Origin of the sequence: Streptomyces sp. BBFR2, from assembly GCF_044497305.1 — a bacterium.
Lineage (GTDB): Bacteria > Actinomycetota > Actinomycetes > Streptomycetales > Streptomycetaceae > Streptomyces.
Genome location: NZ_CP172415.1, coordinates 1,198,153 through 1,211,334 on the forward strand (window position 1 = coordinate 1,198,153; position 13,182 = coordinate 1,211,334).

13 protein-coding genes are annotated in these 13,182 nt (G+C 75.6%); 7 read left to right on the forward strand and 6 right to left on the reverse strand.

Translation table 11 applies throughout. The features are described 5' to 3' along the window. The first annotated feature begins 255 nt into the window (after positions 1-255). Positions 256-1,257: an alpha/beta hydrolase gene (locus tag ACGH2B_RS04010; protein ID WP_399084165.1), complete on the forward strand. Its 1,002-nt coding sequence runs from the start codon at positions 256-258 to the stop codon at positions 1,255-1,257. Positions 1,258-1,299: 42 nt separating this feature from the next. On the opposite strand, the gene ACGH2B_RS04015 is transcribed toward ACGH2B_RS04010, so the two are convergent. Together ACGH2B_RS04015 and ACGH2B_RS04020 are read right to left on the reverse strand one after the other, a co-directional pair. Continuing rightward, complete coding sequence (locus ACGH2B_RS04015; RefSeq protein WP_399084168.1) at positions 1,300-1,878, reverse strand: dihydrofolate reductase family protein; 579 nt, start codon at positions 1,876-1,878, stop codon at positions 1,300-1,302. Positions 1,879-1,921: 43 nt separating this feature from the next. Beyond that, a complete protein-coding gene (locus ACGH2B_RS04020; protein WP_399084171.1) occupies positions 1,922-2,719 on the reverse strand; it encodes a helix-turn-helix domain-containing protein in 798 nt (265 codons plus the stop codon). Between the two features lie 116 nt (positions 2,720-2,835). On the opposite strand from ACGH2B_RS04020, the gene ACGH2B_RS04025 reads away from it, so the two are divergent. Next, the gene (locus tag ACGH2B_RS04025) at positions 2,836-4,071 is read left to right on the forward strand and encodes an MFS transporter (RefSeq protein ID WP_399084174.1); all 1,236 of its coding nucleotides are present in this window, start codon (positions 2,836-2,838) and stop codon (positions 4,069-4,071) included. Between the two features lie 49 nt (positions 4,072-4,120). On the opposite strand, the gene ACGH2B_RS04030 is transcribed toward ACGH2B_RS04025, so the two are convergent. Then, entirely contained in the window at positions 4,121-5,350 is a 1,230-nt protein-coding gene (locus ACGH2B_RS04030; RefSeq protein WP_399084177.1) for an acyltransferase family protein, read from the reverse strand. Next, complete coding sequence (locus tag ACGH2B_RS04035; protein ID WP_399084180.1) at positions 5,347-7,725, reverse strand: glycosyltransferase; 2,379 nt, start codon at positions 7,723-7,725, stop codon at positions 5,347-5,349. The genes ACGH2B_RS04030 and ACGH2B_RS04035 overlap by 4 nt, the downstream gene beginning before the upstream one ends. A 632-nt stretch (positions 7,726-8,357) precedes the next feature. On the opposite strand from ACGH2B_RS04035, the gene ACGH2B_RS04040 reads away from it, so the two are divergent. Then, a complete protein-coding gene (locus tag ACGH2B_RS04040) occupies positions 8,358-8,819 on the forward strand; it encodes a hypothetical protein (protein WP_399084183.1) in 462 nt (153 codons plus the stop codon). A gap of 68 nt (positions 8,820-8,887) precedes the next feature. Here the strand turns inward: ACGH2B_RS04040 and ACGH2B_RS04045 are convergent, their stop codons facing one another. Then, complete coding sequence (locus tag ACGH2B_RS04045; RefSeq protein ID WP_399084185.1) at positions 8,888-9,466, reverse strand: TetR/AcrR family transcriptional regulator; 579 nt, start codon at positions 9,464-9,466, stop codon at positions 8,888-8,890. A 102-nt stretch (positions 9,467-9,568) separates the two neighbouring features. On the opposite strand from ACGH2B_RS04045, the gene ACGH2B_RS04050 reads away from it, so the two are divergent. The 4 genes from ACGH2B_RS04050 to ACGH2B_RS04065 all read left to right on the forward strand — a co-directional run bounded on the left by ACGH2B_RS04050 (position 9,569) and on the right by ACGH2B_RS04065 (position 11,970). Further along, the gene (locus ACGH2B_RS04050) at positions 9,569-9,955 is read left to right on the forward strand and encodes a nuclear transport factor 2 family protein (RefSeq protein WP_399084188.1); all 387 of its coding nucleotides are present in this window, start codon (positions 9,569-9,571) and stop codon (positions 9,953-9,955) included. A 150-nt stretch (positions 9,956-10,105) separates the two neighbouring features. Further along, positions 10,106-11,023, forward strand: coding sequence for a DUF6777 domain-containing protein (locus tag ACGH2B_RS04055; RefSeq protein ID WP_399084191.1), 918 nt, complete (start codon positions 10,106-10,108; stop codon positions 11,021-11,023). Positions 11,024-11,155: 132 nt separating this feature from the next. Further along, a complete protein-coding gene (locus ACGH2B_RS04060; protein ID WP_399084193.1) occupies positions 11,156-11,344 on the forward strand; it encodes a hypothetical protein in 189 nt (62 codons plus the stop codon). Between the two features lie 221 nt (positions 11,345-11,565). After that, on the forward strand, positions 11,566-11,970 hold the full coding sequence (locus ACGH2B_RS04065; protein WP_399084196.1) for an SH3 domain-containing protein: 405 nt from the start codon (positions 11,566-11,568) through the stop codon (positions 11,968-11,970). A 420-nt stretch (positions 11,971-12,390) separates the two neighbouring features. Here the strand turns inward: ACGH2B_RS04065 and ACGH2B_RS04070 are convergent, their stop codons facing one another. Beyond that, positions 12,391-13,155: an IclR family transcriptional regulator gene (locus tag ACGH2B_RS04070; RefSeq protein WP_399084199.1), complete on the reverse strand. Its 765-nt coding sequence runs from the start codon at positions 13,153-13,155 to the stop codon at positions 12,391-12,393. Positions 13,156-13,182 lie beyond the last annotated feature (27 nt).

Below are 13,182 nucleotides of genomic sequence, written 5' to 3' on the forward strand. Positions count from 1 at the left end.
CACCGGGGGACACGGGGGAACACGGGGGACGGCGATGGCAGGCAGCGGGCGTGGCGTGTGGGGCGTGCGCCCCTGCCGTGCTTCCGGTGCCCGGGCCATGTGCGCCCGGGAACCGGGCCCGCACCGCCCTGCGCGCCCTTTCCCGGCCCGGCCTGCCTCCGCCTCCGCGCCCGCCGCCCGGCGGGCCCCGGTGACGTACCCGGGCTTCTCGCGGCACGCGCACCGGCCGTGCCGCCTTCTCGACCTGGAGGTCATGTGAGCGAGCACCGCACCAGCCGACGGAATGTGCTGAAGGCCGTCGGCGGGGTCTCCGCCGCGCTGGCGCTCGGCGGGGCGGGGGTCCTGTCGGCCGCCGGTCCGGCCAGTGCGGCGCCGGGCGACGGATCCGGGCTGCGTATCGTCCAGCGCGACGAGCACGACTCCCGGATGTGGTTCTACAAGTTCGCGACCGACGCGATCGGCTGGCAGCCCGCCGTCAACGTCCTTCTGCCCGACGACTACCACACCGGCGAGCGCACCTACCCCGTCCTCTACCTCTTCCACGGCGGCGGCACCGACCAGGACTTCATGTCCTGGGACCGGCTGCCGGAGGGCGGTATCCGCGCCTGGACCGCCGGGAAGCCGCTGATCGTCGTCATGCCCGACGGCGGCCACGCCGGGTGGTACTCGGACCCGGTCAACTCCAACTCCGGCCCGCGGAACTGGGAGACGTTCCACATGGCCCAGTTGATGCCGTGGGTCGAGGCGAACTTCCGGACGTACGCGGAGTACGACGGCCGGGCCGTGGCCGGGTTCTCCATGGGCGGCTTCGGCGCGCTCAAGTACGCGGCGAAGTACCCCGACCGTTTCGCGTCGGTCAGCGCGCACTCCGGACCGCCGAGCCTCCGCCGCGATCTGGGCGCCGTCGCCAACTGGGCGAACGTCTCCGCCGCCGCCCTCGACCTGGCGGGCGGCACCATCTACGGCGCGCCGCTGTGGGACGAGGCGAAGGTCAGCGCCGACAACCCGATGGAGCACCTGGACAGCTACCGCGACAAGCGGGTCTTCCTGGTCGCCGGGACGAGCCCCAACCCGGTCGACCCGTTCGACCTGCTCAACGAGACGGAGGTGCTGCGCGGACAGCAGGAGTTCAGGGCCGCACTGGACGGCGCCGGGATCCGGTACGAGGCGTACGAGGAGCCGGGCGGGCACTTCGTCCGGCCGGAGCGGGCGCGGAACGACATCGACGGGATCGTCGCCCGGCTCAAGAAGGCGTGACGCGCCGGGGCGGCCGGGTCCGGCGGGCCCGGCCGCCCCGCGTCACTCCGTGCCGCCCCCGGTGAGCACCTGGTGGCGCAGGAGGACCACGCCGTTGCCGAAGGGGTGGGTCTCCACCAGGCGGAGCGGGACGCGGGCCCCGGCGCGCGGCAGCAGCGGGGTGCCCGCGCCGAGGAGGACGGGGTGGACGTAGAGGCGCAGTTCGTCGACGAGGCCCTGGCGGAAGAAGGTCGCGGCGAGGTCGCCGCCGCCGAGGCAGAGGTCGCCGCCGGGGCGGGACTTCAGGGCCCGGATCAGGTCGGGGTCGACCTCGCGCAGCAGGGTGGTGCCGGGCGCCACGTGTTCCAGGGTCCGGGAGAAGACGTATTTCGGTGCGGCGCGCCAGATGGCCGCGAACTCCGCGACCGGCGCGGGGGCGTCCGGGTCGGCGGCGGCGGCGGACCAGTGGGCGGCCATCAGCTCGTGGGTGACGCGGCCGTCGAGGAAGCCGCCCGCCGTGGCGAGGTAGGCGTTGCAGTGGCGGCGGAGTTCGTCGTCGACGCAGTGCCAGCCGAGGTCGCGCCCGGGTCCCTCGAAGTACCCGTCGAGCGATACCGACATCATCAACACGATCTTCCGCATGTCCGCCTCCGCACGCCGGTCCCCGTGGGCGTGACGATACGGACTACCGGGGCGCGCGGTCGGGCGGCGCGGCGGTGAAGTAACCGCTGGGGGTGGTGCCGAGGGTGCGGCGGAACATCGCGGTGAAGGCGCTGGGGGTGGCGTAGCCGAGGGCGCCGGCGACGGCGGTGACGGGGGTCCCGGCGGCCAGCAGGGTGACGGCGTGGAGCAGCCGGGCCTGCTGGACCCAGCGGGCGGGAGTCATGCCCGTCGCGGCGGTGAAGCGGCGGTGCAGGCCGCGGGGGCTGAGGTGGGCGCGGGCGGCGAGGTCGGCGGTGGACCAGCGGGCGCCCGGGTCGCGGCGGATCGCCGCGCAGAGCCGGGCCAGGTCGGCGTCGCCGGGCGCCGGGAGGTGGAGTGCGGGCAGCGGTTCGGGGGCGAGCTGGAGGAGGAGCAGCCGCATCAGCGCGCCGTCGCGGCCGTCGGGGTCGTAGGCGACGGGGATGCGGGTGGCCTCGTCGATGAGTTCGCGCAGCAGCGGGGTGACGGGGACGACGGCGGGGTCGGCCGGGAGGTGTCCGGCGGCGGCCGGGTCGATGTAGAGGGTGCGCATCGCGACCGCTCCGGCGCAGGTCATCGCATGGGTGAGGCCGGCCGGGAGCCAGGCGGCGCGGGTGGCGGGGACGATCCAGGTGCCGTGTGCGGTGGTGACGGTGAGGGCGCCGGTGGTGCCGTAGAGGAGTTGGTGGCGGCGGTGGCGGTGCGGCGGGATGTGGTGGCCGTCGGGGAGATCGCGGGCCATCGCGGCCAGCGGCCTGGGGACGTGCTGGTAGTCGTCCCGGTCCTCGCTCTTGCCGTACACCGCGTCCGCTCCTTCCGGCCGGCGGGTGGTGCGCCCGCCGCTCCCGGCAGTTTCTCGACAGGGGACGGCCGGGGCTCGAAAGTATGCCGCGCGGTGGCGCCCTAGCGTCGGTTGCTGTGACTCACTCCACTTCTTCTGCCCAGGTCAGCGGCGGTGTGCGGGGCTTCGGGCCGGGGCCGGCGGGCCGGTCGCCGGTGCCGCTGCTGGCCCTCGCCGCCGCCGTCACGGCCGCCAATGTCTACCTCAACCAGCCGCTGCTGGACGCCGTCGCCCGGTCGCTGGGCGCGGACGCCGGAACGCTCGGGGCGCTGCCCACCGTCACCCAGGCGGGGTACGCGGTGGGCATCGCGCTGCTGGTGCCGGTGGGCGACAGTCACGACCGGCGGCGGCTGATCCTCACGCTCGGGTGGGGGTCGGCGGCGGCGCTCGCGGTGTGCGCGGCGGCGCCGTCGGTGTGGTGGCTGCTGGTGGCGGGGTTCGCGCTCGGGGTGCTGTCGCCGGTGCCGCAGTTGCTGACCCCGCTCGCGGTGGCGCTGGCGGACGCGGCGGACGGCCCGGCGGCGGGCCGGGGCCGGATCGTCGGCACGGTGCAGGGCGGACTGCTCGTCGGGGTGCTGGCCTCGCGCGCGTACGCCGGGGCGCTGGCGGATCTGGCGGGCTGGCGGGCGGTGTACGGCGTGTCGTGTCTGCTGACGCTGGGGCTGATGGCGGTGTTGCGGCGGACACTGCCGCGGCTGCCGGTGCCGCCCGCGACGGGCTCGGGCTACCGCGCCACCCTCGCCTCGCTCCCCCGGCTGTGGTGGCGGCCGGTGGTGCGGGTGGTGACGCTGTCGGGCGCGCTGGTGGGGGTGGCGTTCGGGGCGTTCTGGACGGCGCTGACGTTCCTGCTGGCGCAGGGGCACGGGCTCGATCCGGCGCGGATCGGGCTGTTCGGGCTGGTGGCGGCGGCGAGCGCGGCGGCGTCGCCGTACGCGGGGCGGCTGGCGGAGCGGTGGGGGCGGCGCGGGGCCCTGGCGGCGCTGACCTCGCTGGTGGTCGCGGGGTGGCTGGTGCTGCTGCCGGGGACCGGTTCGCTGTGGTGGGTGATCGCGGGCGTGATCGTGCTGGACGTGGGGGTGTGGGGCGGTCAGGCGGCGATGCAGACGGTGCTGTTCCGCCTGGACGGGGCGGAGCACAACCGCCTCAACACCCTCTATTTCACACTGCGGTTCCTGGGGATCGCGACCGGTTCGCTGTGCGGGTCGCTGGCCTGGACGGCGGGCGGCTGGCCCGCGGTGGTGGCCGCCGGGTGCGCCGCGGCGGTCGCCGGTCTCCTCGTCGGACTGCTGCCGGTGCGGGGCACGGAGCGGTGACGGTGCCGCCGGGGCCCGTACGCGGACGGGCCCCGGCGGCGGTCGGGCGTCACGCCGTCGCGCGCGGCGCCTTCGGGTAGAACTCGCGCGGGCGGCCCCGGCCGTCCTTGAGGCGGCCGAGGAGGCCCGCCGGGTACTCCAGCAGCCAGTAGCTGAGCCAGGCGAAGGGCAGCGCCACCGCGAGGACGATCAGCACGGCGAGCGGGAAGCCCGCCTGGGTGGCCGGGAGCAGTCCGGCGCGGTGCAGTTGGAGCATGACCGGCTCGTGCCAGAGGAAGAGGCTGTAGCTGACCAGCCCGACCGCGGTGAGCCAACGGGCCGTCAGGAAGCGGTTCCAGACGGTGCGGCGGCGCACCCGCAAGGTGGCGAAGAGCAGTACCGCCCAGAGCCCGGAGGCCAGCGGGTGGTAGTAGGTGAAGGCCGCGTTCTCCGGGGCGGAGAGCAGCGACAGGCCGTACAGCGCGGCGAGCACCGCGGCGGTCAGCGGCAGGGCGACGGCGCGGCGCGGACGGCCCCGTTCGCCCAGCGCGGTGGCGAGCACCGCGAGCCCCATCCCGGCGGCGAACCCGCCGCACCGCGCCGCCGGGCCGAAGTACACCACCCAGTCGGTGTGCGGAACGCCCAACACCTGGTGGGCGACGGTGATCCAGATCCACGGGAGCGCGTACAGCGCCGCGCAGCCCGCCGCGCAGACGGCGATGCGGGCGCCGCGCCGCCGCAGCGGGCGGCAGAGGCGCACCGCGAGCGGCCCGAGGACGACGAGGGCGAGGTAGAAGCAGACCTCCAGCGACAGCGACCAGCTCGGGCCGAGCGTGTAGAAGATCCGCCGCTGGTCGAAGAGGTGCGTGAAGGTGAGGTGTTCGGCCAGGTCCCGCCAGTCGCCGGGCAGGTCCGGGTTGCGCAGCGCCCAGACGGTGCAGACGGCGAGGACGTACAGCGGCAGGATGCGCACGGCGCGGCGGAAGAGGAAGACGCGGGCCGTGCGGACGGCGCCGCCGTCGATGGCGGCGCGCGCGTACGAGAGGGTCAGCAGGTACGCGGACATCACGAAGAACAGGTCGATGACCTCGAACGACAGGGCCGCGCCGATGAGTGGCTGGCCGATCGGCGGATGGCTGCCGGACGCGTCGTAGCGGTGGTACTGCTGCCAGACGTGGAAGAGGACGGTGCTCAGCGCCGCGAGTCCGCGCAGTCCGTCGAGGTCGGAGGCGCGGGCGCGGCCGGTGGCCGGTGCGGGCGCGGTGGCGGGCGCGGCGGGCGGTGCGGTGGCGGTGGTCATCGGCGGGCCACCGCCTGCGCGGCGGCGCGCGGGGTGACCCGCCACTGGCGGTCGCCGAGCGCCTCCTTGAGGTGCGACTGCCGGGCCACGATGTTCTTGAAGTGGCTGTAGAGGACGGTCGAGACGGCGAAGTAGAACCAGAACCACGGCGTACGGCGGCGGATCTCCGGCACCGCGAGCCGCCGGGCGAAGAGCGCCTGCACCGGCCCCGCGGAGAGCGTCAGCAAGGTCGCGAGGACGCCGACCGGCACCGCCCAGTCCAGGTGGGTGGGGCCGCCCGCGCGCCAGCAGGCGTACAGCAGCACCGGCAGGATCTGGAGGGTGAGCCAGGGCTGCACCTCGCGCCAGCCGAGCAGCACGAACAGACCGAGCTTCTGCCGGACGGTGAAGACCGGTGACCGCAGCGCCCGCCACAGGTGGGCGAGGGTGACCTGGAGCCAGCCCTGCGCCCAGCGGGTGCGCTGGTTCCACAGGGCGGTGGGGGTGGTCGGCGCCAGCTCGCGGGAGATCAGGGTGCGGTCGACGGCGAAGCGGGCGCCCTCACCGAGCGCGCGGAGCGTCGAGTCGATGTCCTCGGTGAGCATCGAGCCGTGCATCCGGGTGCGGGCCAGCAGATCGGTGCGCCAGAAGCCGTTGGAGCCGCCGAAGAGCCCGAAGCCGTAGAGGCGGGTGCGCCCCGGGTGGCTGACCGCGTAGATCGCCTCGAACTCGACGGCGATGAGCCGGGCGATCCGCGAGCTGTCGCCGTTGCGGATCACGCAGTGGCCCTGCACCACGTCGTAGCCGTTCGACAGCCAGTGCCAGGCGTCGCGGAAGGCGGTGGGCGCCGGGTGGTGGTCGGCGTCGAAGATGCCGACGAACTCGCCGCGCACCCGCGTCACCGCCGCGTTGACGTTCTGCGCCTTGGAGGTGGACCCGGCGACGGGCAGCAGCACCAGCCGCGGGTCGCGCCGGGCGATCTCCCGCAGGGTGTCCTCGACGGGCAGCGGATGCGGGGTGTTGTACGCGAGGACGATCTCCAGCTCCCCCGGGTACTCCAGGCGCAGGAACGACTCGACGGTCTCCACCAGCGTCGCCGCCTCGTTCGGCAGATACGCGGCGATGACGGCGCTGGCCGGCGGATAGGGCGCGCCGGGCTTCTCCGGCCGCTCGTCGGCGTCGAGCGAGAAGAGGCATTCGACGACGATGAGCAGCGCGGACAGCACCAGACCGGCGACGACCACCCAGTACATCGCGGAGCCCAGCTCCCAGCCGAGCGCGTGCGTCTGCCGGTAGAGGACGTACGGCACGCCGACGCCGAGGAGGAGGGAGAGCGCCGGGGAGAGGGCGGACAGCGGCGGGCGGAGCAGCGAGCCCAGGGTGCGGCGGGGGCGGCGGTGTTCGGCGCCGCGCATCCAGGCGGCGTGCCGGACGGGCCGCAGATCGCGGTGGCGCAGCCCCTCGGTGGCGGCGTCGGCGGCGAGGCGCGGACCGCGGTCGGCGTCGGGGCAGGCGGCGAGCGGCAGCCAGCCGATGGCCGGGGTGAGGCGGACGTGCTCGTCGGCGACGACGAAGCGGGTCCCGGCGACGGTGGTGGCGAAGCGTTCCAGGGCGCGGCGGGCGGCGTCCTCGCCGACACCGGGCAGCAGCATCAGCAGTTGCCCGTCCTCGTCCCAGCCGAAGCGGTCGCAGGCGCCGCCGAGCCGTTCGGCGACCCCGGCGAGCCGCTCGGCGACCTCGCGGCGCACCCGCGGGCCGAGCCGCGCCTCCAGGGCGGCCATCTCGGCGACGGCGACGACGGCGAGCGCCCCGCCGCCGCGACCGCCCTCGGGACGCCGCAGTTCGCGGTCGAGTTCGGCGCGGAAGTGGCGGTGCGAGTAGAGCCCGGTCCGCGGGTCGAGGAGGAGGTTCTCGACGGGCACCGGGACGCGGCGCAGCTTGGCCTCGATACGGGCGGCGAGTTCGGCGGGCGCCGAGGCTTCCGGGACGCAGTCGTCGGCGCCGTGCCGCAGGACGGCGGCGACGTCCGCGGCGCCGACGACGATCAGCGGCAGCGCCCGGCCCGCCGGGACGGTGCGTATCTCGCGGACGACGTCGAGCGCGGGGCACGCGTCCGGCGGTGCGGCGGGGTCGTCCGGTCCGGCGCCGTCCGGGGCGGGGCCGAGGGCGACGACGGCGTCCGGCGGCGCCTGGCCGACGTGGTCGGCGACGTCACCGGGCGCGGCGTGGCGGACGGTGTGGCCGGTGGTGGTCAAGGTGGCGGTGAGCCGGTCACGGCGGGGCCCGGGGGCGCCGACGAGGAGGAGGTGCCCGGTGGTGCGGTGGGTGGGCCCGTGCGGGGGCACGGCCGGTTCGGGCGGGTGCGGGGCGGTGGGTGCGGGGTGCGAGGTGAGCACCGGTGAGGGTCCTTTCTTGCCACGGTCGAGGCCGGGCCGCGGGCCGGCCGGGCCGCGCCGTCCTGGTGCGGCACCCCGGTCACGGGGCCGCACCGACGGCGCGCCCGCGGTCCGGCGGCGGCCCGGTCCGGGTCAACTGCCGTGTCGCTGGCGCGCGTTCACGGAAGGCACGGGGCCGTACGCGGACGGGTCCGCGGGGCGCCGGCCGGTGGGAACGGGGCTATTGGCGCGCTCTCGTCCGCGCGCGCGGCGCGACAGGGCGGACGGCCGGGTGTCGCACCGCACCCGGGCCTGCTTGCTGAATACATGACAATCCCGTGGACGTGATGACGCCACGGGGCGCGGCACGGCGGGGCAAGGGGCACCCGCGCACCGCGGCACACCGCGCGCGGGCGCGGCTCGGCGGAGTTCGCATATCGAGGTCCCATCCTGATCGGATCGTGGGGGGAGGACCGGATGTCACAACACACCGGGCGGCCCTGCGGCCGCCTCGGCAACGCCAGCCTCACGGACCTCTGTGAAGCCGCACCGTCATCCACGTAACGCTCTTGTGACGCCGGGGTGTTGGCCCCGCACCGGAGGGAGCGGGGCGGCCGGTGGACCGGCCCCGGCGGGTGTGATCGACTGACGGCGTGGAATCCGTCATCGCCAGCGCCGTGGCCGTCCTGGGAACCCTCCTCGGCTCCGTGCTCACCCTGGTGTTCCAGCGGCACACCGGCGACCGGGAGCGCCACTTCGCCCGGCGCGAGAGGCTCCGGCAGGAGCGGCTCGACGCCTGCTCCGCCTACGCGGGCGCCCTGCTGAACTACCGGCGCTGCCTGGTGCACCTCTGGTTCTGCGAACACGAACAGCCGCCGCCCGAGGACCCCGGCGCGGTACGCCTTCGCTCCTACGACCTGCGCAACCAGGCCCAGGAGGCGCTGTTCCGGGTGCAGATGCTCACGGATGACGAGTTGGGCCGGAAGGCACAGGAGGTGCTCTCCGGCCTCACCGCGATCCCCCGGGCGCGCAGCCGGCAGGAGTGCGAGGCACACCGGGTCCGGACCCGCGACGGCATCGACGAACTGATCGCGGCCGTCCGGCAGCACCTCTGAGACGGCCCAGGCCCCAACTCCCGCTCTCCGTCGTCGAGTTCACCGCTCCGCCCCCGGAAGCCGCGGGCTCACCCCTGGCGCGCCTCCCCGTCCAGCAACTCCGCGACGAGACCGCGGACGTACGCCTCGTCCGTACCGGGGAGCGAGAAGACGACGCGGAAGTAGAGCGGGGCGACGATCCGGTCCAGGATCCGCTCCAGGGACGGGGGGTTCTCGCCGCGTTCGCGCGCCGTGTCGAGGACGGGGCGGAAGCGGTCGCTGACCCGGTGCAGACAGTCCCGCAGTCCGGCGTGGCGCTCGTCGATGCCGGGCGCGACCTCGGCACGGAAGAACGCGATGCCGCCGGGCCGGGACAGCTCGGTCAGCGTCCAGAGCGCCTGACGCTCCAGGTCGGCGCGGAGTTCGCCGACGAGCGGGGGCGTACCGGCGTCGTCGCGCCCCTCGGCGACATCGGCGAGCAGGGCGGCGACGGTGCCCCAACGCCGGTAGAGGGTGCTGGAGTTGACGCCCGCGCGGCGGGCCACGGCGGGGAGGGTGACCCGGTCGGCGCCGCACTCGGCCACCAGCGCGACCGCGGCGTCGTGCACGGCGGCACGGACGCGGCTGCTGCGGCCACCGGGGCGTTTCGTCGAGGCGTCTGCGTTCACCCCGCCATCTTAAAGCAGAGACTTGTGCCTTAGTCGGCGGTGTGGCTACAGTCGCATTAACGCAGAGATCTCTGCGTTAACAGCCCCGCGAAAGGCATCACCATGTCCACCGACACCACCGCACTCGCCCTCGGGCACCGCTTCCACCAGGCCCTCGTCGCCCGCGACTGGGACGGGATCCGGGCCCTGCTGCACCCCGACGCCACCTGGACCCTGCCCGGCGACAACACCGTCTCCGGCACCGCCGAAGGCGCCGGTGCCGTGGTGGACCGCGCCCGGCTGATCGCCTCGTACGGCCTCGACTTCGCGCTGCTGCACGTCCTGGTCAGCCGGGAGAACGTGGCGCTCTCCCTGCACAACACCGCGCGCCGCGAGGACGCGGTGCTGGACGAGTACCTGGCCACGGTCTGCACGCTCCGCGACGGGCGGATCGCGCGGATCGAGACCTACCTCTCCGACGTCCCCGGGATGAACGCGTTCTTCGTCTGACGCCGGACGCGCCCTCTCCGTCCGGCTTGCGGCCCTCGGCGGCACCGGGCAGACAATGGTCCGGGGACGGAACGGGACGAAGCCGGACGCCCCCGCACACCGTCCCGCCGCACCGTCCGCCCGCCGGACGCCGGACGATCGGAGAGGGCCGTGACCACGACGCCACCCCCGCCCGGACAGGGCCCCCCGGAACCGTCCGGCGCCGACGGCCCCGGCGAGCCGCCCGGCGCCGGGCGGACACCGGCCGGGCATCCGCCCGAGGGGTATCCGGCCGCGCCGGGGCGCCCGGTCCGCCCGGCCCGGCGCACCCCCTGGTGGCACCGGACCGCCCGGCTCGCCCTGCCCGCCGGGATCCTGGCGGCCGGTCTGCTGCTGACCGGCTTCCTCACCCGGCCGTACCAGGGCGCGCCCGCCGCCGCCGGGGCCCGCGCCGGACTGCTGCCGCTGCCGCTCCAGGAGCCCGGGCCCGACCCGTTCACCGGGTCGGTGGCGCACCGGACCGGCCCGCCCGCACCGCCCGCCGCCCCGAGCCGCCCGCACTCCGTCCGCGACCTGCCCGGCTCCCTGCCCGGCCTCCACGGCGGCAGGCGCGGCACGGCCTCCTGCGACACCGAGACGCTCATCCGGTATCTGGCGGCCGACCCCGCGCGCAACGCCGCGTTCGCCGACACCGAGGGCATCGAGGACACCTCCGTACCGCAGGCGCTGCGCGCCCTCACCCCCGTCGAGCTGCGGTACGACACCCGGATCACCGCCCACGGCTTCCGCGACGGCGAGGCCACCGGCCATCAGGCGGTGATGCAGGCGGGGACCGCCGTGCTCGTCGACGGGCACGGGGTGCCGCGGGTGCGCTGCGCGGGCGGCACCCCGCTGACCCCGCCCATCGAGCTGAAGACCGCACCGTCCGCCGGGGGCCGGGCGTGGCCGGGGTACGACCCGGGCCGCACCGTCGCGGTGCGGCAGACCTCGGCGGAGGTGACGGACTTCGTCCTGGTCGATCCCGCCACCGGGCGCCGGTTCACGCGCCCGGCCGGGACCACCGGGGGCGCCGACCGTACGGCGCCGTGAGCGCCGCCCGCCGCCCGGATCCGACGCCGTGCGGACCCGGGGCGGCGGCAGCATGATGGAGGGACCCGAAGTGAGCGGCGGCCGGGGCGGGCGGTGAGCAGCCGTCCGGGCGGGCCGGAAGAGGAGGAATCCGTGAGCGCTGACGACGAGGGAACAACTGCCGAGCGGCCGAAGCACCTGTTCACGGGCGCTGAGCGGCCGTTCGACGCCGAGGATCTGGTGCGGGCGTCGGGGCGGGAGCCGAGCCCCGAGAGCCTGGAGTGGGCACAGCGCATGATCGAGGAGAGAGGGGCCGCCGCCCTCGAACGCTATCTGCCGTGAGCGGCGGCGCCACGGACGTGCTCCGCGGCTCCCGGGCCACTGCGCCCCCGGGAGCCGCGGAGCACCTTTACGCGCGGGGCGGCCGGACCCCGGCGCGACACGCGGGCACGGCGGACACGATCAGCGCTTCCGCCGCGATTCAACGCGGCATGGAGACTCTTGGGCGTAATGTCCCCTTCGCGGCAATGGGCGTCATTGCACGTCGAGAACAGGAGACCTCCATGTCCATGAGCGGCACCCTCGCACGCGGCAAGAAGTTCGTCACCACAGCGGGCGCGCTGACCGCGGCCGCCGCCCTGTCCACCACGCTGCTCGGCGCGGCGCCGGCCCAGGCGGCGATCCCGGTGCCGTACGGCACGGTCGTGGCGTCCACCGGGATCCACGAGCGCCAGTACCCGAGCACGGACTCCGCCGGCCGCGGATTCCTGCGCCGCGGCGCGCAGATCGGGCTGAGCTGCAAGGTCCGCGCGCAGGACATCGGCGGGAACGACGTGTGGTACCTGCTGCGTGACCGCCCGACCTGGGTCGCCGCCAAGTACGTCGTCAACACCGGCCCCGTGCGGTTCTGCAAGGACGTACAGCGGTTCCGGACCGGTACCGGCGCCCCCGTGGACGCCCGGGGCTGACCGCTCCCGCACGGTCACCCCGGCGCGGGTCCGCGGGCGCCGCCCGTCCGCCCCTCACGGCGCGGCGCCCGCACGGACCCGCCCCGGTGCGTCCGCCCCCCCCACGGACGCACCCGCGGCCCGGCACCTCCGCGGTGCCGGGCCTCTTCCGTGTCCGGGGTGGCGCCCGGAGGCCGGTTCCGGGCGCCACCCGGCTCCGGGACCGTCCTCCCCAGGAACGGCCCCGGTACGGACACCGGACCCTCCCCCCGCCGGGCCCCGCGTCCGTACCCCCGGCGCGTCCGCCCCCCCACGGCCGCCCGGGATCTGGCCGGGCCCTCTCCCCCGTGGCACATCGGCGAGGGCCCGTACGGAGAGAGTGGGCGGGGCGGATTGCCGTTCGCTGAACGTTGCCTCAACGCCCTTGCCGGAAGGGGGCGTTCACACCGGGGTGCCGCCGACCCGCAGGGTCAGTTCGCGGGCGGTGCGGGCGACCTCCTCGGCCAGCCGGGCGCGCTGGGCGGCGTCCACCCCGGCCGCCGGGAAGGTCGTCGCCACCCCGGCGATGGGGTGCGCCCCGTGGTCGAGGACCGGCGCGGCCACCGACGAGAACCCGGCCGTGACCTCGCCCTCCTCCGTGGCGTAACCGCGCCGCCGCACCTCGACCAGCAGTTGGTGCAGCGCGGACAGCGACCGCGGGCCGGTGCCGGTGCGCTCCACGAACGCCGACGGGTCGGGGAACAGCGCCCTGACCTGCGCCCGCGCCAGCCGGGCCAGCATCGCCCGGCCGCTGGCCGTCAGATGCGCCGGGAGCCGCACCCCCACCTCGGTCACCAGCGGCGGGCGCCCCAGGGCCCGTTCCTCGATGACGTAGAGGACCTCGCGGCCGTGCAGCACCGCGAGGTGGGCGCTGTGGCCCGTGCGGTCCACCAGACCGGCGAGCGGCACCCGGGCGAGGCGGGCCAGCGGTGCCTGGCGGCTGTAGCCGGAGCCCAGCTCGAAGGCGCTGACGCCGAGGCCGTAGCGGCGCTCGTCCGCCAGATGCACCACAAAACCGTCGTGCACGAGGGTGTCGAGGAGGTGGTACGTCGTGGAGCGGGGCAGCCCCACGTCGCGGCTGATGGCGGCGGCCTGGACCGGTCCCGCCTGCCGGGCGAGATAGCGCAGTACGGCCAGGACCTGGGCCGCCGCGGGCACGATGGACATGCGGTGACGCTACCGCCGTCCCGCCGG

Coding starts and splice junctions, on each gene's coding strand:
- ACGH2B_RS04065 (WP_399084196.1), top strand. CDS start 11,566: ATGTCCATGAGCGGCACCCTCGCACGCGGCAAGAAGTTCGTCACCACA.
- ACGH2B_RS04050 (WP_399084188.1), top strand. CDS start 9,569: ATGTCCACCGACACCACCGCACTCGCCCTCGGGCACCGCTTCCACCAG.
- ACGH2B_RS04070 (WP_399084199.1), bottom strand. CDS start 13,155: ATGTCCATCGTGCCCGCGGCGGCCCAGGTCCTGGCCGTACTGCGCTAT.
- ACGH2B_RS04015 (WP_399084168.1), bottom strand. CDS start 1,878: ATGCGGAAGATCGTGTTGATGATGTCGGTATCGCTCGACGGGTACTTC.
- ACGH2B_RS04030 (WP_399084177.1), bottom strand. CDS start 5,350: ATGACCACCGCCACCGCACCGCCCGCCGCGCCCGCCACCGCGCCCGCA.